18 protein-coding genes are annotated in these 21,560 nt (G+C 71.6%); 9 read left to right on the forward strand and 9 right to left on the reverse strand.

What is annotated here, in order from left to right; all coding sequences use genetic code 11:
* Positions 1-13 precede the first annotated feature (13 nt).
* Entirely contained in the window at positions 14-637 is a 624-nt protein-coding gene (locus Q0L15_RS07760) for an HAD family hydrolase (RefSeq protein WP_296603418.1), read from the forward strand.
* Between the two features lie 12 nt (positions 638-649).
* Here Q0L15_RS07760 and Q0L15_RS07765 read toward each other — a convergent pair whose 3' ends face one another.
* Together Q0L15_RS07765 and Q0L15_RS07770 are read right to left on the reverse strand one after the other, a co-directional pair.
* Positions 650-3,169 carry a choice-of-anchor A family protein gene (locus Q0L15_RS07765; protein ID WP_296603419.1) on the reverse strand — a complete coding sequence of 840 codons (2,520 nt, stop codon included), beginning with the start codon at positions 3,167-3,169 and terminating at the stop codon, positions 650-652.
* Between the two features lie 112 nt (positions 3,170-3,281).
* On the reverse strand, positions 3,282-4,508 hold the full coding sequence (locus Q0L15_RS07770; RefSeq protein ID WP_296603451.1) for an MFS transporter: 1,227 nt from the start codon (positions 4,506-4,508) through the stop codon (positions 3,282-3,284).
* A 64-nt stretch (positions 4,509-4,572) separates the two neighbouring features.
* Between Q0L15_RS07770 and Q0L15_RS07775 the strand changes: the two genes are divergently transcribed.
* Both Q0L15_RS07775 and Q0L15_RS07780 read left to right on the forward strand, forming a co-directional pair.
* A complete protein-coding gene (locus tag Q0L15_RS07775) occupies positions 4,573-5,100 on the forward strand; it encodes a MarR family transcriptional regulator (RefSeq protein WP_296603420.1) in 528 nt (175 codons plus the stop codon).
* 77 nt (positions 5,101-5,177) lie between these two features.
* The gene (locus Q0L15_RS07780; protein WP_296603422.1) at positions 5,178-6,491 is read left to right on the forward strand and encodes a trypsin-like peptidase domain-containing protein; all 1,314 of its coding nucleotides are present in this window, start codon (positions 5,178-5,180) and stop codon (positions 6,489-6,491) included.
* A gap of 117 nt (positions 6,492-6,608) precedes the next feature.
* Here the strand turns inward: Q0L15_RS07780 and Q0L15_RS07785 are convergent, their stop codons facing one another.
* Both Q0L15_RS07785 and Q0L15_RS07790 read right to left on the reverse strand, forming a co-directional pair.
* Positions 6,609-7,631 carry a GNAT family N-acetyltransferase gene (locus Q0L15_RS07785; RefSeq protein ID WP_296603423.1) on the reverse strand — a complete coding sequence of 341 codons (1,023 nt, stop codon included), beginning with the start codon at positions 7,629-7,631 and terminating at the stop codon, positions 6,609-6,611.
* On the reverse strand, positions 7,628-9,313 hold the full coding sequence (locus Q0L15_RS07790; protein WP_296603424.1) for an ATP-binding cassette domain-containing protein: 1,686 nt from the start codon (positions 9,311-9,313) through the stop codon (positions 7,628-7,630). Before Q0L15_RS07790 ends, Q0L15_RS07785 begins: the two co-directional genes overlap by 4 nt.
* Positions 9,314-9,439: 126 nt before the next feature.
* Between Q0L15_RS07790 and Q0L15_RS07795 the strand changes: the two genes are divergently transcribed.
* Both Q0L15_RS07795 and Q0L15_RS07800 read left to right on the forward strand, forming a co-directional pair.
* A complete protein-coding gene (locus tag Q0L15_RS07795; protein WP_296603426.1) occupies positions 9,440-10,579 on the forward strand; it encodes a dienelactone hydrolase family protein in 1,140 nt (379 codons plus the stop codon).
* Positions 10,580-10,601: 22 nt separating this feature from the next.
* Positions 10,602-11,591 (forward strand): phosphatase PAP2 family protein, encoded by a 990-nt coding sequence (locus Q0L15_RS07800; protein ID WP_296603427.1) that lies wholly within the window; start codon positions 10,602-10,604, stop codon positions 11,589-11,591.
* Here the strand turns inward: Q0L15_RS07800 and mgrA are convergent.
* A complete protein-coding gene (gene mgrA / locus Q0L15_RS07805) occupies positions 11,560-12,618 on the reverse strand; it encodes an L-glyceraldehyde 3-phosphate reductase (protein ID WP_296603429.1) in 1,059 nt (352 codons plus the stop codon). The two genes, Q0L15_RS07800 and mgrA, sit on opposite strands and share 32 nt — an antisense overlap.
* Positions 12,619-12,658: 40 nt before the next feature.
* Between mgrA and Q0L15_RS07810 the strand changes: the two genes are divergently transcribed.
* From Q0L15_RS07810 to Q0L15_RS07825, 4 genes are read left to right on the forward strand one after another with little or no spacing between them, the layout of a single operon-like run.
* The gene (locus tag Q0L15_RS07810; protein WP_296603431.1) at positions 12,659-13,078 is read left to right on the forward strand and encodes a TIGR03618 family F420-dependent PPOX class oxidoreductase; all 420 of its coding nucleotides are present in this window, start codon (positions 12,659-12,661) and stop codon (positions 13,076-13,078) included.
* A gap of 44 nt (positions 13,079-13,122) precedes the next feature.
* Positions 13,123-13,287 (forward strand): hypothetical protein, encoded by a 165-nt coding sequence (locus tag Q0L15_RS07815; RefSeq protein WP_296603433.1) that lies wholly within the window; start codon positions 13,123-13,125, stop codon positions 13,285-13,287.
* A 46-nt stretch (positions 13,288-13,333) separates the two neighbouring features.
* Entirely contained in the window at positions 13,334-14,809 is a 1,476-nt protein-coding gene (locus Q0L15_RS07820) for an ABC transporter substrate-binding protein/permease (RefSeq protein WP_296603434.1), read from the forward strand.
* 8 nt (positions 14,810-14,817) lie between these two features.
* Complete coding sequence (locus Q0L15_RS07825) at positions 14,818-15,582, forward strand: amino acid ABC transporter ATP-binding protein (RefSeq protein WP_366939555.1); 765 nt, start codon at positions 14,818-14,820, stop codon at positions 15,580-15,582.
* Here Q0L15_RS07825 and Q0L15_RS07830 read toward each other — a convergent pair.
* The 4 genes from Q0L15_RS07830 to Q0L15_RS07845 form a co-directional block, all read right to left on the reverse strand.
* Positions 15,521-16,930, reverse strand: coding sequence for an FGGY family carbohydrate kinase (locus Q0L15_RS07830; RefSeq protein ID WP_296603436.1), 1,410 nt, complete (start codon positions 16,928-16,930; stop codon positions 15,521-15,523). The two genes, Q0L15_RS07825 and Q0L15_RS07830, sit on opposite strands and share 62 nt — an antisense overlap.
* An 8-nt stretch (positions 16,931-16,938) precedes the next feature.
* Positions 16,939-18,402 carry a sucrose phosphorylase gene (gene gtfA / locus Q0L15_RS07835; protein WP_296603438.1) on the reverse strand — a complete coding sequence of 488 codons (1,464 nt, stop codon included), beginning with the start codon at positions 18,400-18,402 and terminating at the stop codon, positions 16,939-16,941.
* Positions 18,403-18,762: 360 nt separating this feature from the next.
* A complete protein-coding gene (katG, locus tag Q0L15_RS07840; protein WP_296603439.1) occupies positions 18,763-21,054 on the reverse strand; it encodes a catalase/peroxidase HPI in 2,292 nt (763 codons plus the stop codon).
* 29 nt (positions 21,055-21,083) lie between these two features.
* The gene (locus tag Q0L15_RS07845; RefSeq protein WP_296603440.1) at positions 21,084-21,512 is read right to left on the reverse strand and encodes a Fur family transcriptional regulator; all 429 of its coding nucleotides are present in this window, start codon (positions 21,510-21,512) and stop codon (positions 21,084-21,086) included.
* Between the last annotated feature and the right edge of the window lie 48 nt (positions 21,513-21,560).

Genomic DNA, 21,560 nt, shown 5'->3' on the forward strand with positions numbered 1-21,560 from the left:
ATCGGTGGGGCGCGTGGGGTCGAGCAACCCGCCGGCCGCGGTCGTGTTCGACCTGGGGAACGTGCTCATCGATTGGGACCCCTTCCCCGCGATCGCCGCCGGCGTGGGACCCGAGGAGGCTCGGCGCTTCCTCGAGGCCGAGGACTTCGACTTCATGGCGTGGAACCACGGACCCGACTCCGGGGACACCTGGGCCGCGGCCGAGGACGCCGTACGCCGCAACCACCCGCACTGGGCCGACCACGCCCTGGCCTACCGCGCCCACTTCCTCGAGTCACTGCTCGGCGAGGTGCCGGGGACCGGCGACGTGGTGCGCGACCTGCACGCCGCGGGCGTGCGCCTGTTCGCGCTGACCAACTGGTCGCACGAGCTCTACCCACATGCGCCGGAGAACTTCGAGGTGCTCGGTCTCTTCGAGGACGTGGTCGTCTCCGGCACCGAGAAGGTCGCCAAGCCCGACCCCCGGGTCTTCGCGGTCCTGGCCGAGCGCAGCGGGCTGCCGCTCGAGCAGCTGGTCTTCGTCGACGACAAGCAGGCGAACGTCGACGCCGCGGCCGCCCTCGGCATGCAGGCGGTCCTGTTCACCGACGCGGCCGCGCTGCGCACCGAGCTGCGCAGCCGCGGCCTGCCGGTCTGACCAGGATCACTCCTACCGCTGGACGGCCACGCTCTGCTTGACCGTCTTGCCCCGCGTCGGGTCGACGCTGACCGTCACCCGGTCGAGCTTGCGCAGCTGGCGCTTGCCCGCGGGCGTGAGCTTCAGCTTGGCCGTGACGGCCCCGCCGGGCCGCAGCCCGACCGTCCCTCGCGCCAGCAGCGATCCCTTCGAGCGGACGCTCAGCGCGGCCTTCCCCGGCATCGAGGACACCACCCGCAGCGACGCCGCGCCCGACACCAACAGCTTGCCGGCCAGACCGGTGGTCGACGAGCCCGGCTGCACGGTGATCGACGCCGACGAGCTGTTGTTGTGCGGGTTGGCATCGACCGAGACGGAGGTCACCGTGGCGGTGTTGGTGACGACGACCGGATCGGTCGTGCCCATGCCCTCGATGGAGGTGCGGTCGCGCATGCAGAGCAGGTCGACCGTGGCCTGCTTGGCGGTTCCCGTGTCGTTGAACAGCCGGAACGCGCGGGTCTTGAGCCGCGGGTCGTTGCCGAAGTGCCGCACGCCGGGCGGCAGGTCCCACGTCGCGACGATGCCCTTGGCGTCGTCGGGGCAGATCACCTGGAACTCATCCCCCTCCTTCGCAGTGTGACCAGTGACGGTCACCGTCTGCACGAGGTGGGTGAAGAGCAGGTCGTGGGTGTGCCCGTAGACCGGCCCGACCGTCGTGCGCAGGCAGCGAGCGCTGAGCGTCACGGTCGTCGGCGCGGCCGCGTCCAGCGTGAAGGTCCAGTCGCGCGGGTGGGCGGTCTGGTCGTACTCCGACCCCGCCAGCACCACGCCGCCCGCCGGTGCGTCGAAGCCCGGCGCCACCGGGACGGTCCCGACCGGGCACGTCAGCGTCGCCGTGCTCCGGCCCACGGGGTACGTCGCCGTGCTGGTCACCGCGGTCGGGTCGACCGACAGCGGGTGCTTGTGGTTGTCGTCGTAACCGGTCTGCCGCGTGGCCGCGTCCGTGTACGCCGGCAGGCAGACGACGAACGCCTTCGCCTGGGCGCGTCCGGTGGCATCGTTGCGGATGACGCCCTTCCACGACCCGACACCGAGGCCGGTGTACTGCGAGCTGAGCACCTTCACCGAGCCCGCGATCGTGCCGGTGTCCTGGTCGACGTGGTCGATGCGGAACTGTCCGTCGGCGAGGATGTCGCCGGGGCTGCAGCTGAGCGTGACGCTCTTCTGCTCGCCGGGCTCGAGGTCCACCTGGACCTCGGAGTGGTACGGCGTCAGCCAGTGATGCGCCTGGGGGTGGGACGACGGGCCGGCGCCCGCGACCGGGTTCGCGACGACGTTGATCGTCAGCGTCGTGGAGGCGTGCGCCGTCAGGGTTCCGACAGCACAGGTCACGGTGCCGGACGCGACGGTGCAAGGGCTCGTCGCACTCACGAACGTCACGCCGGCCGGCAGGGTGTCGGTCACGGTCACGCCCGTGGCCGGGCTGTCACCGACGTTCTCGACCAGGAGGCTGTAGGCGACCGAGTCACCGCCGTGCGGGCTGGCGATCGAGGCCGACTTGGTGATCCTCACGTCTGAGTCGCCCGGGGGCGGGGGCGTGCCGGGCACGCAAGCGCCGGTCTTGAACAGCGGCAGGTGGGTCTCCCGATCGGAGCTGAACCGCTTCGCGATCATCTGGCCGATCGTGTGCGCAGCCGTCACCTTGACGTGCGCGTTCGGCGCGAGCACCGAGGGACCGAACGCCCCGCCGCTGTCGAGGTTGACCGTCGTGGCCGTCGGGAAGTTCCAGATCACACCGGTGTACGGACCTACCGTGCCGTCCGAGAGCTGGCTGCCGGCGCCGACCTGGATCTTCTGGCTGCTCGGTCCGAAGGTGATCGTCGTTCCGGTGACGTTGATGATCGTGGTGGAGTTCGCCGGGACGTCGATACGGATCGCGCCCTTGCCCGAGTCGATCTCGCTCTGACCGATCGAGAAGACGTTCAGGTCGCTGTTGGTGCCCTTCAGGACGAGCACCGCGTTCGGGCCGGGATCAATCGTGCTCACCGTCCCTGTCACGGGCGCGGCGCCCCAGGACGTCGAGAGCGCCCTCAACTCAGTGAAGGCAGCACCGAAGTCGATCGGGTTGCTGGCAAGGAAGTGGCCGCCACCGTTGAAGTTCACCTTGGTCTGTGGGGTGAGGTAGGCGCTGCCGGCCTTGAGGTTGTACCACTCGTCACTGTGCGTGCCCGCGACCACGAACGTCGGGGTGCTCACGTCCGGGAGGACGAGGTTCTTCGCAACGGTCATCGAGGACGAGACGAGGTTGCCGCCGTACGCCATCGAGCCCTCGGACTCGGACATCCGGGACCCATCGGTCTCGACGAACTCGGTCCAGCCGGTGGCTGCGCCCAACGGGTTGGACGTCACCACGCAGGCCGGATTGGTGGTCGCGTCGGCGCGATCCACGGCGAGCGCCTGCAGGCCCCCCAGGGTCAGCACCCCGGCGGCGAGTGCCGCGACGTACGGCAGATGGACGGCGCGACGGGCGCGCGACAGCATGGACGTGCTCATGTAAACCAACCCCCCAGTAGGTCCTCAGGCTCGACGGTGCCAGAAGACCGGGGGGGTGCGGGCGGGAATCCGACAGATTGTGTCCTGGCGGACTGGACCGGCGGCCCGGCGCTCAGCTCCGGCGGCGCAGCCGGCGGACGTCCGGGGAGAGCAGGGACAGCAGCGCCGAGCCACCCATCACGCAGCCGACGACGACCAACCACCGGTCGAACCCGACCGCCTCGGCAACGGGGCCGGTCGCCGCGAGACCGATGGGGCGGGCGATGAACGAGCCGACCAGGTCGAAGGAGTAGACCCGGGCGAGCTTGTCCTCGGTGATGTTCTCCTGGATCGCCAGCTGCCAGAACACGTCGAAGATCTGCAGGCCGAGGCCATGGAGGAAGGCGCCGACGAGGATCGGCCAGAGGTGGTCGGAGAGCGCCATCGCCAAGGGGAACGCCGCGGTCAACGAGAGCAGCACGGTGCCGATGGAGAGCATCCGGCTCGGCCGCCAGCGCAGGCAGACCAGGCCGCCGACGACGAAGCCCGCCATCAGCACGCCGAGGGCGAGGCCCCAGCTGGACCGTCCGAACTCGTCGCCCATCACGATCGGGCCCACGACCGCCTGGGCGCCGCCGTAGAACAGGTGGTAGAGCAGCGCCTGCCCGATGAGCAGCCACAGCCACGTGTGCCGCAGGACCTCGCGCAGCCCCTCGGCCATGTCGCTCGTCAGGGACGGGCGGGTCCCCTCGTGCCGCGTATGCGGGACGTCGAGGCGACCGAAGCAGACGGCCGCCACCGCGAACGTCAGCGCGTCGACGCCGATCGCCCAGCCCGGGCTCGTGCCGGCGACCAGGACCCCGCCCAGGGCGTACCCCACGACCGCGGCGCTCGTCTGGAGCAGGCCGCGCAGCGCGACCGCCGAGCCGAGCAGGTCGCTGGGCACGGTCATCCGCGTCATCGCGGAGGACGACGGCCCGCTCAACGCTCCGAGGGCGCCGTTGACCGCGCCGAGCACCGCGAGGATCGGGACGCTCGCCCACCCGCCGATGACCAGCACCGCCACCGCGGCCTGGCTGACCGCACAGGCGGCGTTGGAACCTTCCATCAGCAGCTGGCGTGCGACACGGTCGCCGAGGACGCCGCCGAAGAGCGCGGTGACGACGTCGGCGAGCGCGTACGCCGCCACGACCAGCCCGAGCTCGGACGCTGATCCGCCGAGGTCGAGCACGGCGAACGCGAGGGCCACCGGCGCGATCGCGTTGCCGAGCGAGCTCGTCGCGGCCCCCGTGACGAGGAGGCGGAAGTTGCGGTGCCGCAACGGGCTGCCGCGCTCCGCGCGCGCCGAGTCGTCCCGCATGGTCACTCGAGCATTTAATTAGCCAGCGAACTATTCGTCAACGAATTATCTCTAGGATAGATCCGTGGATCGAGAGGACTGGGCCGACCGGCACGTCGCCCGGTGGCGCGACCACTGGATCGACGTCGACTTCGAGGACGACGTCGAGGCGATCGTCGTGCGCATCGGCCGGTTGATGAAGCACTTCCGCACCACGACCCACGAGGCGCTCGAGACCGTGGGCCTGCAGGACTTCGAGTACGAGACGCTGCACCACCTGATGATCCGTGACACCCCCGGCCACGCCAGCCCCTCGGCGCTCGCCGCCGATCTCGGCATCAGCGGGGCCGGGATGACCGGCCGGCTGGACTCGCTGGAGAAGGCAGGGTGGATCCAGCGACGGGCCCACGCCGACGACCGGCGCCGGGTCGAGGTCGAGATCACGCGCAGCGGCGCCCGCGTCTGGCGCCGGGCGATGGAGCTGCGTGGCCGCGCCGAGGACGACGTCGTGCACGTGCTCTCCCCGACCGAGCGGGCGACGCTGGCCCGGCTGCTGAAGAAGATGACGCTGGCGGTCGAGGCCGAGGGCGACGGCGAGGCCCCCCGGAGCTGAGCCTCGGGCCGCTCATTCTTCGCACGGCCCCAGCGCCGTCTCAGCAACGTCACAGGCTGCCCTCGCATCGTGGAGGCATGAACGACCAGCCTCCCACTCCTCCTCCGGGACCGCAGAACCCGTACTTCGGCTCCCCCGACCCGCAGGGTCCCTTCCCCCAGGGCACCGGACCGCTGGGTCCGCCCCCGGAGGGTCCGCCGGCCGCGGCGACGACGCAGATGTTCCCCGAGCCGGCGCCGCAGCCGGGTCAGCGTCGCCCTCGCCGCGCCGGCCTCGCCGCCGCGGTCGTCGCGACCGCGCTCGTGGTGGGCGGCGCGGCGGGTGTCGGCGGCGCGGCCGCCTGGAGCGCGTTCGACGACGAGGGATCCTCGAGCGCGGGCAGCCCCGACACCCGCACGACGTCGCAGGTCGTGGACACCCCCGACACCGAGGCACCGGCCGGCTCGGTCGAGCAGGTCGCCGCGAAGGTGCTCCCGTCGGTCGTCAAGATCGACGTCTCCGGCGCCCAGGGCGCCGGGTCGGGGTCGGGCATCATCCTCAGCTCCGACGGTGAGATCCTCACCAACAACCACGTCGTCGAGCTGGCCGGCGACGGTGGATCCATCAGCGTCTCGTTCAACGACGGGACGACGGCCAAGGCGGAGGTCCTCGGCACCGACCCGCTCACCGACACCGCCGTCATCAAGGCCCAGGACGTGTCGGGGCTGACGCCCGCGACGATCGGCAAGTCCGGCGACCTCAAGGTGGGCGAGAGCGTGGTGGCGATCGGCTCGCCGTTCGGCCTCGACTCGACCGTGACCAGCGGCATCGTGAGCGCCCTGGACCGACCCGTGGACGTCGGCTCCGACGGCCAGGGCAACAGCACGACGTACCCGGCGATCCAGACCGACGCGGCGATCAACCCCGGCAACAGCGGCGGCGCGCTGGTCGACCTCGACGGCAACGTCGTCGGCATCAACTCCTCGATCCGCACCGCGAGCTCCTCCCAGGGCGAGGCCGGATCCATCGGGCTCGGCTTCGCGATCCCGATGGACGAGGTGATGCCGATCGTCGAGCAGATGCGCAACGGCGAGACCCCGACCCATGCGCGACTGGGCATCTCCGTGGCGCCCGTGGCGAGCCAGCCCGGCGCCCAGGTGACGCCGGACGTCTCGCAGGGCGCGGAGATCCAGCAGGTCAACACCGGCTCCACCGCCGACAACGCCGGTCTGGCCAAGGGTGACGTGATCACCAAGGTCGACGACCACCTGATCAGCAGCGCCGACTCGCTCGTGGCCACGATCCGGTCCTACCGGCCCGGCGACCAGGTCACGGTCACCTACGTCCGCGACGGCGACACCAAGACCGTCACCTTGAAGCTGGACTCGGACGCGCAGACGTCGAACTCCTAGGGCGCTCAGCCCACCCAGGCCCCTTCTCCGCCCGAGAAGGGAACAGGGCCCCACCGGCCAGCAGGTCCGTCTCCCGTCATGCCGGTGGGGCCCTGCTTCATGCCCGGGCTGCTGGCGTCACAGCCTCTTCTGGAACTCACCGAGGCGGCCGATCGGCGTGAAACCGAGCCGATCGTTGACCGCGACCATGTGCGCATTGACCTCGGCGTTGTACGTCGTCAGCAGCTCGATGTCGGGCCGCTCGGCCTGCAGCAGCTGCAGGTTCGCGACCTTGACCGCCAGCCCGAGCCGGTGCCCCCGGACGTCAGGGCGCACGAGCGTGCCCCACTGGTAGGCCTTGCCGGGCTCGTGGATCGTGGTTGCGACGTCGGTGTAGGCGACGACCTCCCCTGCCGCGTCGAGCGCCACGGTGTTGTATTTCGTCCTGCCCTGCTCGGCCTGGTTGGCCTCGGCCTCACGCAGAACAGCCACGTCGGCCGCCTCGGCCTCGCGGTGCATCTCCCCCGTCGGCGCCTCGACGCCGAGCGTGGACGTCAGTCGCACCCAGCCCTCGGCCAGCTCGTCGGGCACCGGGCCCGCCCACGACCGCAGCGTGAAACCCTCGTGCCGCTCGGCTGCCTCGGCCGCCAGGGTGTCGAGGAGCTCGGCACGCACCGGCAGGTGGAGCACCCGCTTCACGTCGCCGAGCGCCAGGGCGTAGCCCCGAGCGGCCGCGAACGACGGCCCCGGCTCGCCGGCGCCGTCGTGCCCGGCGTCGTACGGCCACGACGACTCGGCCTGCAGCACGCTGCGGCCGTGCTCGCTCGCCACCTGCTCGAGGTGGGCCAGCATCGCGGAGCCGTAGCCACGGCGACGGGCGTCGGGCACCACGTGCACCATGAGCTCGGCGGCGTCGGTGTTGTCGAGCTGCGGCAGACGCAGGAACCCCGACGTCACCACGCGCCCGTCGACCACTCCTGCGTAGCCGATCAGCCGGTGGCGGGTGCCCTGGTCCTGCATCATCGCCCGCACCTCCTCGAGCTGCCACGGCGACGTCACACCCGGTGGCGCCGCGAGCTCGGCGATCAGGTAGGCGTGGTGCCACGGGTCGAACCGGCCGGGGTCGAACGGGTCGACCTCGATGATCTGCTGCTCGCTCATCGGACGCGCTGCACCCTTCCCTCGTCCCACACGGGACCGTCGGACTCGTAGACCTCGCCGTCCGCGCCGTAGACGAGGAAGCGGTCGAAGCCCCGGGCGAACCAGCGGTCGTGGGTGACCGCCAGCACCGTGCCCTCGAACGCCTCGAGCCCCTCCTCCAGCGCCTCCGCGGACTGGACGTCGAGGTTGTCGGTCGGCTCGTCGAGCAGCAGCAGCGACGCGCCGGAGAGCTCGAGGAGCAGGATCTGGAAGCGCGCCTGCTGCCCGCCGCTCAGCGACTCGAACCGCTGCTCGCCGGCGTGGGCGAGCTCGTAGCGGTCGAGCACCCGGCTCGCCTGCTCGCGGCCCATGCCGTCGCGGCGCTCGTCGCCGCGGTGCAGGATCTCCAGCAGCGTGCGGCCGACCAGCTCCGGGTGCTCGTGGGTCTGCACGAACCACCCGGGGCGCACCCGCGCGCCGAGCTTGGCCAGGCCCCGGTGCGGGACCGGCTTGATCTCCACGTCGCCGACCGGCTCGTGCTCCTTGTCGGGCCGGGTGCCGCCCGCGGCGAGCAGGCGCAGGAAGTGCGACTTGCCCGACCCGTTGGAGCCGAGCACGGCCACGCGCTCGCCGTACCAGACCTCGAGGTCGAAGGGCTTCATCAGACCGGTGAGCTCGAGCTGCTCGCAGACCACGGCACGTTTGCCGGTGCGTCCGCCCTTGAGGCGCATCGTGACCTGCTGCTCGCGGGGCTGCTCGATCGGCGGGCCGGCCTCCTCGAACTTGCGCAGCCGGGTCTGGGCCGCGCGGTACTGCGAGGCCATGCCGTCGTTGTACTCGGACTTGATCTTGTAGTGCAGCACCAGCTGCTTGAGCTTGGCGTGCTCCTCGTCCCAGCGGCGGCGCAGCTCCTCGAAGCGCGCGAAGCGGTCGGCGCGGGCCTGGTGGTAGGACGCGAAGCCCCCGGGGTGCGTCCACACGGTGTTGCCGGCCGAGCCGAGCTCGACGGTCACCACACGCGTGGCGGTGTTGTTGAGCAGCTCGCGGTCGTGGCTGATCATCAGGACGGTCTTGGCCGACTCGCGGATGCGCTCCTCGAGCCAGATCTTGCCGGGCACGTCGAGGAAGTTGTCGGGCTCGTCGAGCAGCAGCACCTCCTCGGGCCCGCGGAGCAGGTACTCCAGCACCAGCCGCTTCTGCTCGCCGCCCGACAGCGTGCTGAGCTCGCGGTACTTCACCCGGTCGAAGGACACCCCCAGCGCCGCGGTCGCGCACACGTCCCAGGTGACCTCGAGGTCGTAGCCACCGGCGTCGGCGTACTCCGAGAGCGCGTGCGCGTAGGCCATCTGCGACTTCTCGTCGTCGGTGTCCATCAGCGCCCGCTCGCAGGCGTCGACGTCGTACGCCGCCGCGCGGACCCGGGCCGGCGCCACGCTGAGCAGCAGGTCGGCGACGGTCGGTGCCTCGCCGAGCCCCGCACCCACCATCTGCCGCATCACGCCCAATCCGCCCGAGCGCGTCACGACGCCCGCGTGCGGGGTCAGGTCGCCGGTGATGATGCGCAGCAGGGTCGTCTTGCCCGCGCCGTTCGCGCCGACCAGCGCGACCTTCGCCCCCTCGCCGACCCGGAACGACACGTCGTCCAGCAGCACTCGCCCGTCGGGCAGCTCATAGCGCACCCCGGCCACGTCCACGTGTCCCACAGGGGACGATTCTCCGCCATCGCGATGCGCGGGGCATCCGGTTTAGCGCGCCGGCGGCGTGGACCACCGGCGCGACCTGACCGGTTTCGCCAGCGCGCACCACACCGGACGTCTAGCGTCGCCTTCGTGACCGACCTCACACGCCTCAGGGCCGCCGTCCTCCTGCTCGCCGTCCTGGCCCTCACCGCCACCGGTCTCGCCGCACCCGCGTCGGCGCACCGTGCGGCCGACCCGGGCCCGACGTCCTACGCGCACCCCGGACCGTACGGCGTCGGCGAGCGCACCCTCAAGCTGCCCTCCGGCGCGCGGGTCGAGGTCTGGTACCCCGCGCGCAAGGCAGCGGTCGCCGGTCAGCCGGTCGGCACCTACGACGTCGTCGACTGGCTGCCGGACCTCCTCGCCCAGCTGGTCCCCGAGGGCGCCTCGGTCGCCTACCCGAGCGGTGGGGTGCGCGCCGTACCCGTCGTGCGGAAGCAGTTCCCCCTGGTCGTCTTCAGCCACGGCTTCGCCGGATTCCGCGACCAGTCGACGTTCCTGACCTCGGCGCTGGCGTCGTGGGGGTTCGTGGTCGCCGCGCCCGACCACCCGAGCCGCAACCTCACCAAGGTCCTCGGCGGACCCGCGGGCCAGACCACGGACGTGCAGGACCTGCAGGCCACGATCACCCTGCTCGCCAAGCGCAACGCCCCCCGACGCAGCTGGCTCCACGACCGCCTCGACCTGCGCCACATCGGCGCCGTCGGCCACTCCGCTGGAGGCCGGGCGGTGGAGAACCTCGCGGCCGTCGACCGTCGCGTCGACACATTCGTCGGGTTGGCCGGCGCTTCCGTCGGTGCGCTCGACGACGCGGCTCCGGCCGTGCCGGACAAGCCCGGGCTGCTGATGGCCGGGACCGCGGACACGATCGTCACCCTCGACCGCATGGAGCAGGCGTACGCCGCCATGTCCGCGCCCAAGCGCCTCGTGCTGCTCGGCGGCGCCGGGCACCTCGCCTTCAGCGACCTGTGCGAGGTGGGCGCGTCCGACGGCGGGCTGATCGCTCTCGCGGAGCTGCTCGGTGTGCCGATCCCGGCGTCGCTCGTCCCGCTCGCGACCGACGGGTGCATCGACCCGGTGCTGCCCGCGACCCAGGCCTGGCCGGCGATCGAGCACGTCGTCGTCGCCCACCTGCGCTCGGTCTTCGGCATCGACCGCACGGACGCAGCCCTCGACGGCCTGGTCGAGGCCTACCCCGGTGTCGTCACCGACAGCCGGAGCGACGGATAGAGGGCGGCCTAGACTCGGCCCCATGACACGGGGCGTGGAGGAGCCGGAGACCTCCGTCTCCATCACCCTCCGTCCCGCCCCCTACCCCGGCACCCGTCGACGGGTGCGCGCGCTCGCGATGGCGGCGTACGCCGGTGCGCTGACTGCCTGGTCAGAGCTGCTCGGCATCCCCAACGACACCGTCCAGGTCTTCTTGTGGCTCTGGCTCGGGACGATCGCGTGGAACATCGAGGCCCGCCCCAGCTACCACCTGAACTTCCTCAAGGACTGGTGGCTGCCGGTCGTCGGCCTCGTCATCTACTTCTACAGCCGGGGCCTGACCGACGAGCTCGGCCTGCCCGTGCACACGATGATGCCGATCCACGCCGACTCCTGGCTGGCCGACGGCGAGATCCCGACCGCCCGGCTCCAGGAGGCGTGGTGCGGGACCCCGTGCCTCAAGGACAGCGAGCCGCGCTGGTACGACCTGCTCTTCACCACCGTCTACGCCACCCACTTCCTCACCGGCCTGACGATCGCGGCGGTGCTGTGGGTGCGGCAGCGTGCCGAGTGGATCAAGTGGATGCGTCGCTACCTGGTGATCAACTTCGGGGCGCTCGCGATCTACATCGCCTACCCGATGGCGCCGCCGTGGATGGCCTCCGAGGAGGGCTGGCTCGACGCCGACGTCACCCGCATCACCGCCCGCGGCTGGCACGACATCGGCCTGGGCCGCGTCGACCTGATCCTCCAGGGCGTCGGCAACCCCGTCGCGGCGATGCCCTCCCTGCACGCCGGCATCACGTTCCTCATCGCGCTCTACGGCATCCAGCGCCTGCGCAGCCGCTGGCGGTGGCTGCTCGCGCTCTACCCGCTCGCGATGTCGACGGCGCTGGTCTACAACGCCGAGCACTACGTCATCGACATCCTCGCCGGCGGCGTGCTGGCGGCCGTGGTGCTGGTCGGCTGTCAGCGGTGGGAGAACAGCCGCGACCGCGCGGTCACTCCGCGGTCGAGCGCGACCACAGGTTGATGCCCGCCTCGACGGCATGGTCGTCGATGGCGTTCAGCTCCTCGGCCGTGAGGTCGGGGAAGCTCAGCGCGTCGAGGTTGGCGTCCAGCTGCTCGACCGAGCTCGCGCCGATGACCGCCGATGTCACCCGCGGGTCGCGCACGGCCCACTGCAGCGCGAGCTGGGCGAGCTTCTGGCCGCGTGCCTGGGCGAGGTCGTTGAGCCGGCGCACGTGGGTGAGCGTGCTCTCGTCGAGGTGGTCGCCCGGGAGCGAGGAGCCCTGCCGCGCGGCCCGCGAGTCGGCCGGGACACCGTCGAGGTAGCGGTCGGTCAGCAGCCCCTGGGCCAGCGGCGAGAAGACGATGCAGCCCATCCCCTGCTCCTCGAGCTCGTCGAGGAGACTCTGCCCACCATCAGGGGCCTCGATCCAGCGGTTGAGCATGGAGTACGAGGGCTGGTGGATCAGCAGCGGCGTGCCGAGGTCGCGGGCGATCGCGGCGGCCTCGTTGGTCTTCGCGGCGGAGTACGACGAGATGCCGGCGTACAACGCCTTGCCCTGCCGCACGGCGTGGTCGAGCGCCATCATCGTCTCCTCGATCGGCGTCTCGGGGTCGAAGCGGTGGCTGTAGAAGATGTCGACGTAGTCGAGGCCCATCCGCCCCAGCGACTGGTCGAGCGAGGCCAGCACGTACTTCCGCGAGCCGCCGCCCTGGCCGTACGGACCGGGCCACATGTCGTAGCCGGCCTTGGTCGAGATGATCAGCTCGTCGCGGTAGGCCGCGAAGTCCTCGCGCAGGTAGCGCCCGAAGTTCTCCTCCGCCCGGCCGTACGGCGGGCCGTAGTTGTTCGCCAGGTCGAAGTGCGTCACGCCGCGGTCGAAGGCGCGGCGCAGGATCGCGCCCTGGGTCTCCTCGGGCCGGTCCTCACCGAAGTTCTGCCACAGGCCGAGCGAGATCACCGGCAGCTGCAGGCCGCTGCGACCGGTGAACCGGTAGCGCATGCCCGTGGCCTCGGTGTCGTAGCGGTGGTCGGCTGCCGTGTAGGTCATGCCCCGATCCTGCCACCGCACCCCGTGACAGGATCGGCCGGTGACCTCATGGCGACCGGGCTGGGAAGCGTTCTCCCAGCAGCTGCTCGACTTCTGGACCGAGCGGCACCTGTGCACGCTGACGACGCTGCGCGCCGACGGCACCCCGCACGTGGTCCCGGTCGGCGTCACCGTCGACGTCGAGGAGCGCTGCGCCTGGGTGATCACCTCCGGCACGTCGGTCAAGGTGCGGCAGCTGCGCAGCAACCCGGTGCTTGCTGCCTGCCAGGTCGACGGGCGCCGCTGGTCGACACTCGAGGGCCGCGGCGAGGTCCGCGAGGACGAGGCGTCCGTCGCTCGCGCGGTCGAGCGCTATGCGCTGCGCTACCGCCAGCCGCGGCCCAACCCGGCCCGCGTGGCGATCCGCATCGAGGTCGACAGGTTCGTCGGCAACGTCTGGGGCGACGTCGAAGTCGCCTGAGACGCGACCGGGTGGCCCACCCGGCGTCGTCTAGCGTGGCGGGCATGTACTCGGACAACCGGCCGTGCGATGTCTGTGGCGCCGCAGTCGAGCTGCGCCCGCACGAACGCCTCGTGCTGAACGAGCCGGACGACACCGTCGACGACCGGGTGTGCACGAACCCCGAGTGCCCGTCCAACCAGGGCGAGGACGATGCGCCGACCCCGTGAGGGCGCGACGGGGCGTGCCCGGGATGCGTCGGGGTACCGCATCGGCGTGCGCGCGTCCCGGCTGCTCCTCCTCGCCGCGGCCTGCGGCGTGCTCCTCGGCCTCTTCGGCCCGGTCGCAGAGCCGGCGCGAGCCGACAGCGAGCGGGTGGTCCGGGTCGGCACCGAGGGCGTCTATCCGCCGTTCACCTATCGCGACCCCGACACCAATGAGCTGACCGGCTTCGACGTCGAGGTGGTGCGAGCGATCGGCGAGGAGGCCGGCTGGGACGTGCAGTTCGTCGAGGCGCCGTTCGACTCGCTGTTCCCCGCACTGGACTCCGGGCGGCTCGACGTGATCGCCAACCAGGTGACGATCAACGACGAGCGCAAGGCGCGGTACCTCTTCAGCACGCCGTACACCTACTCGCACGGCGTGATCGTCACCGCCGTCGACACCGACGACATCACCACGCTCGCCGACCTGAAGGGCCGCACCGCCGCCCAGACCGCCAGCAGCAACTGGGCCCAGGTGGCCAAGGACGCGGGCGCCAAGGTCAAGTACGTCCAGGACTTCGGCCCTGGTGTGGCTCTGGTGGCGCAGGGGCGCGTCGACGCGATCGTCAACGACAACATCGCGGTCCTCGACTACCTCGCGACGTCCGGCAACGACCAGGTGAAGATCGCGGGCGACGCCGGGGACGAAGTACTGGAGCAAGCGCTGGCGTTCACGAAGGACGAGCCGGAGCTGCGCGACGAGGCGGACGCGGCGATCCAGCGGCTCACCGACGACGGGACGCTGGCGAGGATCTCGGAGAAGTACTTCGGCGCCGACGTCACCCAGCGCGAGGGCTCGACGGACGTCGCGGTCGGGGCCTCCGACGCGCGGAGCCGCTGGGAGGTCCTGCAGGACACGGCCTGGCCGATGTTCCGGGGCATGCTGAAGGGAACCATCCCGCTCACCCTCGTCAGCTTCGCCGCCGGGTTGGTGATCGCGGTGGCGGCCGCGCTCGCCCGGCTCTCCTCGATCCGGCCGCTGGACTGGCTGGCCCGGGTCTACATCTCGATCATCCGCGGCACGCCCTTGCTCGTGCAGCTGTTCATCGTGTTCTTCGGGCTCGGGCAGATCGGCATCAAGCTCGACCCGTTCGTCGCCGCGTGCATCGCGTTCAGCCTGAACGTGGGCGGGTACGCCGCCGAGATCGTGCGCGCCTCGATCCTCTCGGTCCCCCGCGGCCAGTACGAGGCGGCCACCAGCATCGGCATGGACTACTGGCAGTCGATGCGCCGCATCGTGCTGCCGCAGGCCACGCGCATCGCCGTGCCCCCGCTGTCCAACACGCTGCTGTCCCTGATCAAGGACTCCGCCCTGGCCTCCCTGGTGCTGGTGCCCGAGCTGTTCCGCGAGGCGCAGATCACGGCGGCCAACACCTTCGAGTACCTCCCTCTCTACACGATGGCGGCCCTCTACTACTGGGTGCTGTGCTACCTCGTCAGCCTGGCGCAGGGGCCCCTCGAACGACGACTGAGCAGGCACCTGGCATGAACACCCCCATGAGTGATCTGATCGAGGTCCGCGGACTGACGAAGTCCTTCGGCGAGCACCGGGTGTTGAAGGGAGTCGACTTCACGGCGGCGGCCGGCACCGTCACCGTCCTGCTCGGCCCGTCGGGCTCCGGCAAGACGACCGTGCTGCGCTCGCTCAACGTGCTGGAGACACCCGACGCCGGCCTGGTGCGGATCAGCGACGCGAGCATCGACTTCTCCGACCCGCCGGCCGACAAGTCGGCGTACCGCCGCGCGGTGAAGGCGCTGCGGATGCGCAGCGGCATGGTCTTCCAGGCCCACAACCTGTTCCCCCACAAGACCGTGCTGGGCAACCTCGTCGAGGGACCGGTGCAGGTGCAGGGCCGCGACCCGGAGGAGGCCATGAGCGCGGCGCGCGAGCTGCTCGCGCAGGTCGGGCTGGCCGGCCGCGAGGACGCCTACCCCGGTCAGCTCTCCGGTGGCCAGCAGCAGCGGGTCGGCATCGCTCGCGCGCTCGCCCTGCGGCCCGAGGTGCTGCTTCTCGACGAGCCGACCTCGGCGCTCGACCCCGAGCTGGTCGGCGAGGTGCTGGCGGTGATCCGCGACCTGGCCGCGGAGGGTCAGACGCTGGTGATCGTCACCCACGAGGTGCGGTTCGCGCGGGACGTCGCCGACCAGGCCCTGTTCCTCGACGAGGGTGTCGTCGCCGAGCGCGGCGGCGCCGAGGTGCTCACCGATCCGCGCGAGGAGCGGACCCGCCGCTTCCTGCAGCGGGTGCTGGACGCGGGCTGACCGCCTCGCGCACGAACGCGGCGTAGAGCTCGCGGTAGGGATCGCCCGCGTGCCGCGCGACCGGTGACGCAGGGAGCACGACGGAGCCCGGCTCGACGAGTCCGGCGCGCTCGGCCGCGACGATGGCCGCGCCCACCGCGACGGTCTCGTCCTGGTGGACGACGTGCAACGGGCGGGGCAACACCTCGGCCTTGACCCGGGTCCAGGCCGTGTTGCGGACCCCGGCGCCACCCAGGAGCACGACCGGGCCGTCGGCGTGGCCGGGATCCAGGCGCCGCTGGACGTCGTACATCCAGCGCGCCTGCAGGGACAGGCCCTCGAGCACCGCCTTGGTCAGCGCGCCGGGCGTTGCCCCGTCGACGTCGCCGACCACGCGCATCGTCGCGTCGGGGTCGGGCTCGGGTGACTGGCGTCCGCGCACGTAGGGCAGGACGAGCAGCTGGGTCGGCCCAGCCGGCAGGTCGTCGACCGCGGGGTGCTCCTCCATCCACGTGGCGTACGCCGAGCCGGCGGCGCTGTTGCCGGCGACGAGGGCCCGCGCGCGGCCGCCGACGGTGCGGACCAGGCTCATCCCGGCCACGCGCACGCCCTCGCGATCGGGATCGCCGTCCAGCACGCGCAGCAGCACCTCGGTCGTGCCGAGCGAGTCGGCGGTGTCGCCGGGCCGGCGGACCCCGCACGCGTGCGCACCGACCTGATGGTCGTGGCCGGCGACGACCACCGGCGCCCCGCCGGCGTGGCCGGCGACCTCGTCGAGGGCGGCTACCTCTGGCAGCACGCCGGCACGCAGCCCCACCAGGTCGAGCAGGTCGTCCGCCCAGCCGTCCCGGTCGAGGAGGTACGCGCCGGTGCGCCCGGCGAGGGTGTGGTCGGTGACGAGCCGCCCGGTGAGCGCGAGCGCGACGAGGTCGGCGGCCCCGGCCCAGCGGTGCAGGCGCTCGTGCACCTCCGGGTGCGCCTCGGCCAGCCAGGCCCAGGTGGCCAGCGGCACCTTGGGCGAGAGCCGCACTCCGGTGCGGGCGAACAGCGGGCCCGGGTCGAGGCCGTCGAGCAGGGCACTCCGTGCGCGCGCGCCGTCCCAGGTGAGCAGCGGGGTCAACGCCTCGCCGGAGTGGTCGAGCGGGACCCCGGTCTCGGCCATCGAGGCGATCCCGATCGCCGCCACCGCACCGTGGGCGCCCACCTCGTCGAGCAGAAGGCGCGCGAGGTCGACGAGCTCGTGCGCGCTGCTCGGAGTCGGCTTCCGGCGCAGCCCGGCGAGCGTCACCGGGCGATCCGCGCCGGGGCGCAGCTCGACGCAGACCGCCTTGACGTACGACGTCCCGATGTCGAGGCCCAGGACGCGCACGCCGGGCCTCAGCTGCCGGAGTGGTCGGTGGCCGACACCGTGTGGGTGCGGGATGCGAGATCCGCTCGCAGCTCGGCCCGGTGCTCGCCGTGGGTCCAGGTGAGCACGAGGACACCGTCCTCCTCATGGGCGCAGGTGAACTCGCCGTCGAACGCCGGGTGGGCGGCACGCAGGCGGATGAGCTCGAGCTGCGTCCGGACCACCGGGCGCTCCAGCGCGGCCTCGATCTCCTCGGCGGTGTAGCGGTGCCGGTTGATCTCGCGACCCACCCCGGTCTGCTCGGCGAGCGCCACGTCGTTGCTGCCGGCGAGCAGGCCGACGTAGTAGACCTGGGGCCGCCCGGGCGTGAACAGCTGGAAGGCGCGCGCGGTGAGGTAGGCGTCGTCGTCCTCGCCGAGGACGCTGTAGAACGTCGAGTTGACCTGGTGCGGCAGCGCGGCCCACGCCACGGGCGTCGAGAACCGGGCCGACTCGCCCCGGGTTCGCCGGGCGGCCGCCTCGAAGACCGCGGCCATCTCGTCGTGATCCATCAGCCCGGGCCACTCCCGCGCCGGCCCGGCGTCGATCACGCCGATGCCGTCGTGGGTGTCGAGCACGGTGATCGCGTTGGCCGGCCGGATCTCCAGCCACTCCGCGAGCCGGTCCGTCCGACCGGTCTCGAGCGCCTGCAGGAGCAGGGGCGGGAGCGCGAAGTCGTAGACGAGGTCGGTCACCGCCGCGACCGCCCGCTGCTGGCTGTGGTGGGCGTGCACCTCGACGAGAACCTCGAGGCCCTCGGCGTGCGCGAGGTCGGTGACCTCGCTGACGAACTCCAGCGTCTGGTCGGTCATGAAGCTGTCGGTCCCGGCCGTCTTGACGGCGTACCCCACCGCGTCGAGACGCACCGTCCGCACACCACCGTCGGCCAGCGTGCGCATCACCCGGCTGAGGTAGTCGCGGGCCACCGGGTGGGCGACGTCGAGGTCGACCTGCGAGGGCATGAACGTCGTCCACACCAGGCGGCGGGTGCCGTCGGCCATCCCGTACGGCGTGAACGGCAGCCCGGCACGCGGCCGGTAGATCGCGGTGATGCCGGCCTCGGTGCCGCCATCGGGGAAGACGGTGTCGAAGGTGAGGAACATGCCGGCGTACGCCGACTCCTCGCCGTGGGCCAGCCAGTCGCGGAACTCGGCGGAGTCGGCCGAGACGTGGTTGACGATCACGTCGGCGGTGACCTCGAGCCCGGCCTCGCGCAGCGCGACGACGTCGGACCAGTCACCCAGGCGCGGGTCGACCGTGGCGTGGTCGACGGGGTCGAACCCGGCGTCGTCGCCGTCGTAGGGCGTGAAGAACGGCAGGATGTGCACGCCGGCGAACACGGCCAGCGGCCCCTCGGTCAGCAGCCGCCGCAGCCCCGCGAGGTCGCCGCCGAACCGGTCCGCATAGGTCAGCAGGTGCACGCCGTTGCGACGTCCCTCTGCGGGCTCCTCCACCGTGTCCTCCTCGATCACCTGACGACCGGCCGGCCGTCGGAGTCCACGATGGCACTCGCGGCGGCGCGACGGCACCGCAGGTCCTCACGGACTCGTCTGGACCGGTCGAGCCGGAGGCGGCGGCGCGGGCTGTCGGAGGTCTAGCCTCGGACCAGGTGGCACCGGGGGGCGGCTGCCCTGTCCCGTCCCCATCTCGCATCATCGATTGGCTCACCCATGAGCTGGAACGCCGTCTATCTCGTGCTGATCGTGCTGGCGATCGCCGCAGCGCTGCGCGCCGCCTCCTGACACAGCACGTCCCGGCCGACCCCGAGGGCCGACCGGGACGTGGCGCGCCGTCGTACGGCAGTGCCGAGTGGCTCAGGCGAGGTCGAAGCGGTCGGCCTCCATGACCTTCACCCACGCGGCGACGAAGTCGCGCACGAACTTCTCGCGGGCGTCCTCGCTGGCGTAGACCTCGGCCAGCGCCCGCAGCTCGGAGTTGGAGCCGAACACCAGGTCGACCGCGGTGGCGGTCCACAAGAGGTCGCCGGTGGCGTAGTCGCGGATCTCGTAGACGCTCTCCTCCGACTCCGAGGCCTTCCACACCGTGCCGGGCGAGAGCAGGTTGACGAAGAAGTCGTTGCTCAGCACGCCGGTGCGGTCGGTGAGGACGCCGTGGGCGGTGCCGCCCACGTTCGTGCCGAGCGCACGCATGCCGCCGACCAGGGCGGTCATCTCCGGGGCCGTCAGGCCCAGGAGGTAGGCGCGCTCGACCAGCTGCTTCTCCGGCTGCAGCTTGTCACCGGAGCGCAGGTAGTTGCGGAACCCGTCGGCCCGCGGCTCGAGGACGCGGAAGGAGTCGACGTCGGTCTGCTCCTGCGAGGCGTCGGTGCGCCCGGCGTGGAACGGGACCGTGATGTCGACGCCGGCGTCCTGGGCGGCCTTCTCGACCGCCGCGCTGCCCGCGAGGACGATCAGGTCGGCCAGGGAGACCTGGGCACCGCCGGCCGCGTTGAACTCCGAGCGGACCGCCTCGAGCTTGTCGAGCACGGCAGCGAGCTGCTCGGGCTGGTTGACCGCCCAGCTGCGCTGCGGCTCCAGGCGGATCCGGGCACCGTTGGCACCGCCGCGCTTGTCGGTGGAGCGGAACGTCGCTGCCGAGGCCCACGCGGTGGACACGAGCTCGGAGACCGTGAGGCCGGACTCGAGCACCCGGGACTTCAGCGTCGCGATGTCGGCGTCGCCGATCAGCTCGCCCTCGTGCGCCGGGACCGGGTCCTGCCACGGCTGCGGCTCGGGCACCCACGGGCCGAGGAAGCGCGACACCGGGCCCATGTCACGGTGCAGCAGCTTGTACCAGGCCTTGGCGAACGCGATCGCGAACTCGTTGGGGTTCTCCAGGAAGCGGCGCGAGACCTTCTCGTACTCGGGGTCGAAGCGCAGCGCCAGGTCGCTGGTCAGCATCGTGGGCTTGCGCTTCGGCGAGTCCGGCGTCGGGCCGGGGATGATGTCCTCGGCGTCCTTGGCGACCCACTGGTGGGCACCGGCCGGGCTCTTCGTGAGCTCCCACTCGTAGCCGAACAGGATCTTGAAGTAGTCGTTGCTCCACCGCGTGGGCGTGGTGGTCCAGGTGACCTCGAGGCCCGAGGTGATGGTGTCGGCGCCCTTGCCGGAGCCGTAGGAGCTCTTCCAGCCCAGGCCCTGCTGCTCGAGCGGTGCTGCCTCCGGCTCGGGGCCGACCAGGTCGGCGTCACCGGCGCCGTGGGTCTTGCCGAAGGTGTGGCCACCGGCGATGAGGGCGACGGTCTCCTCGTCGTTCATCGCCATCCGGGCGAAGGTGTCACGGATGTCCTTGGCCGACGCGATCGGGTCGGGGTTGCCGTTGGGGCCCTCGGGGTTGACGTAGATCAGGCCCATCTGGACCGCGCCGAGCATCTCGTCGAGCGTGCGCTCCTCGGCGTACCGCTCGTCGCCCAGCCAGGTGTCCTCCGGACCCCAGATGACCTCCTCGGGCTCCCAGATGTCCTCGCGACCGAAGCCGAAGCCGAAGGTCTGGAAGCCCATGTCCTCCAGCGCGACGGTGCCGGCGTAGACGAGCAGGTCGGCCCACGAGATCTTGCTGCCGTGCTTCTGCTTGACGGGCCACAGCAGGCGCCGGGCCTTGTCGAGGTTGGCGTTGTCGGGCCAGCTGTTGAGCGGCGCGAAGCGCTGGCTGCCGTCACCGGCGCCACCGCGACCGTCGTAGATGCGGTAGGTGCCGGCGGCGTGCCAGCTCAGCCGGATCATCAGGCCGCCGTAGTGCCCGAAGTCGGCCGGCCACCAGTCCTGCGAGGTGTTGAGCACCCGGACGACGTCGCGGCGCAGCTCGGCGAGATCGAGCTTCTTGAACTCCTCGGAGTAGTCGTAGTCCGAGCCGAGCGGGTTGGTCTTCGACGACTGCGTGCGCAGGGGCGAGAGGTCGAGCTGGTTGGGCCACCAGTCCTTGTTGGTGTGCGGGCGGCCGCCGTTCTTGGGGGTCGGCGAGTCGATCGCGGGGTTCTCGCTCTCGCTGCCCTGGGCCGTGGCGCTGTCGTGCGCGACGGGGCACCCACCCTCGGCCTTGCGGTCCACGCCCTGCGGGCTGGTGCCCTCCTCGCTGGGGGTGGTCACGTTGTCCTGGCTGTCGGTCATGATCTTCCTTCCGGGCGGTTGTTCACAGGTCACGAACGGGTGGGTGAGCAGGCGGGGCACAGGCCCCAGAAGACGACCTCGGCCTCGTCGATGGTGAAGCCGTGGTCGTCGGAGGCATGCAGGCAGGGGGCCGCGCCGACCGCGCAGTCGACGTCGGCCACGGTGCCGCACGAGCGGCACACGAGGTGGTGGTGGTTGTCGCCGATGCGCGCCTCGTAGCGCGCGACCGAGCCCGCCGGCTGGATGCGGCGTACGAGCCCGGCGGCCGCCAGGGTGTGCAACGAGTCGTAGACGGCCTGGTGGGACACCTCGGGCAGGTCCTCGCGCACGGCGCCGATGATCGACTCGGTGTCGGCGTGCGGGTGGGCGTGCACGGCACCCAGCACGGCCACTCGCGGCCGGGTCACGCGCAGCTCCGCCCCCCGCAGCATCTGCGGGTAGTCCGGTGGCGTGGGCATGCCCCGCATCCTGCTCGCTTTTCTTGAACGAGTCAAGAAACGGTAGGT

This window comes from Nocardioides sp. (genome assembly GCF_024509035.1).
GTDB lineage: Bacteria > Actinomycetota > Actinomycetes > Propionibacteriales > Nocardioidaceae > Nocardioides.

Coding starts and splice junctions, on each gene's coding strand:
- Q0L15_RS07765 (WP_296603419.1), bottom strand. CDS start 3,169: ATGAGCACGTCCATGCTGTCGCGCGCCCGTCGCGCCGTCCATCTGCCG.
- Q0L15_RS07770 (WP_296603451.1), bottom strand. CDS start 4,508: ATGCGGGACGACTCGGCGCGCGCGGAGCGCGGCAGCCCGTTGCGGCAC.
- Q0L15_RS07780 (WP_296603422.1), top strand. CDS start 5,178: ATGAACGACCAGCCTCCCACTCCTCCTCCGGGACCGCAGAACCCGTAC.
- Q0L15_RS07785 (WP_296603423.1), bottom strand. CDS start 7,631: ATGAGCGAGCAGCAGATCATCGAGGTCGACCCGTTCGACCCCGGCCGG.
- Q0L15_RS07800 (WP_296603427.1), top strand. CDS start 10,602: ATGACACGGGGCGTGGAGGAGCCGGAGACCTCCGTCTCCATCACCCTC.
- mgrA (WP_296603429.1), bottom strand. CDS start 12,618: ATGACCTACACGGCAGCCGACCACCGCTACGACACCGAGGCCACGGGC.
- Q0L15_RS07815 (WP_296603433.1), top strand. CDS start 13,123: ATGTACTCGGACAACCGGCCGTGCGATGTCTGTGGCGCCGCAGTCGAG.
- Q0L15_RS07825 (WP_366939555.1), top strand. CDS start 14,818: ATGAGTGATCTGATCGAGGTCCGCGGACTGACGAAGTCCTTCGGCGAG.
- katG (WP_296603439.1), bottom strand. CDS start 21,054: ATGACCGACAGCCAGGACAACGTGACCACCCCCAGCGAGGAGGGCACC.
- Q0L15_RS07845 (WP_296603440.1), bottom strand. CDS start 21,512: ATGCCCACGCCACCGGACTACCCGCAGATGCTGCGGGGGGCGGAGCTG.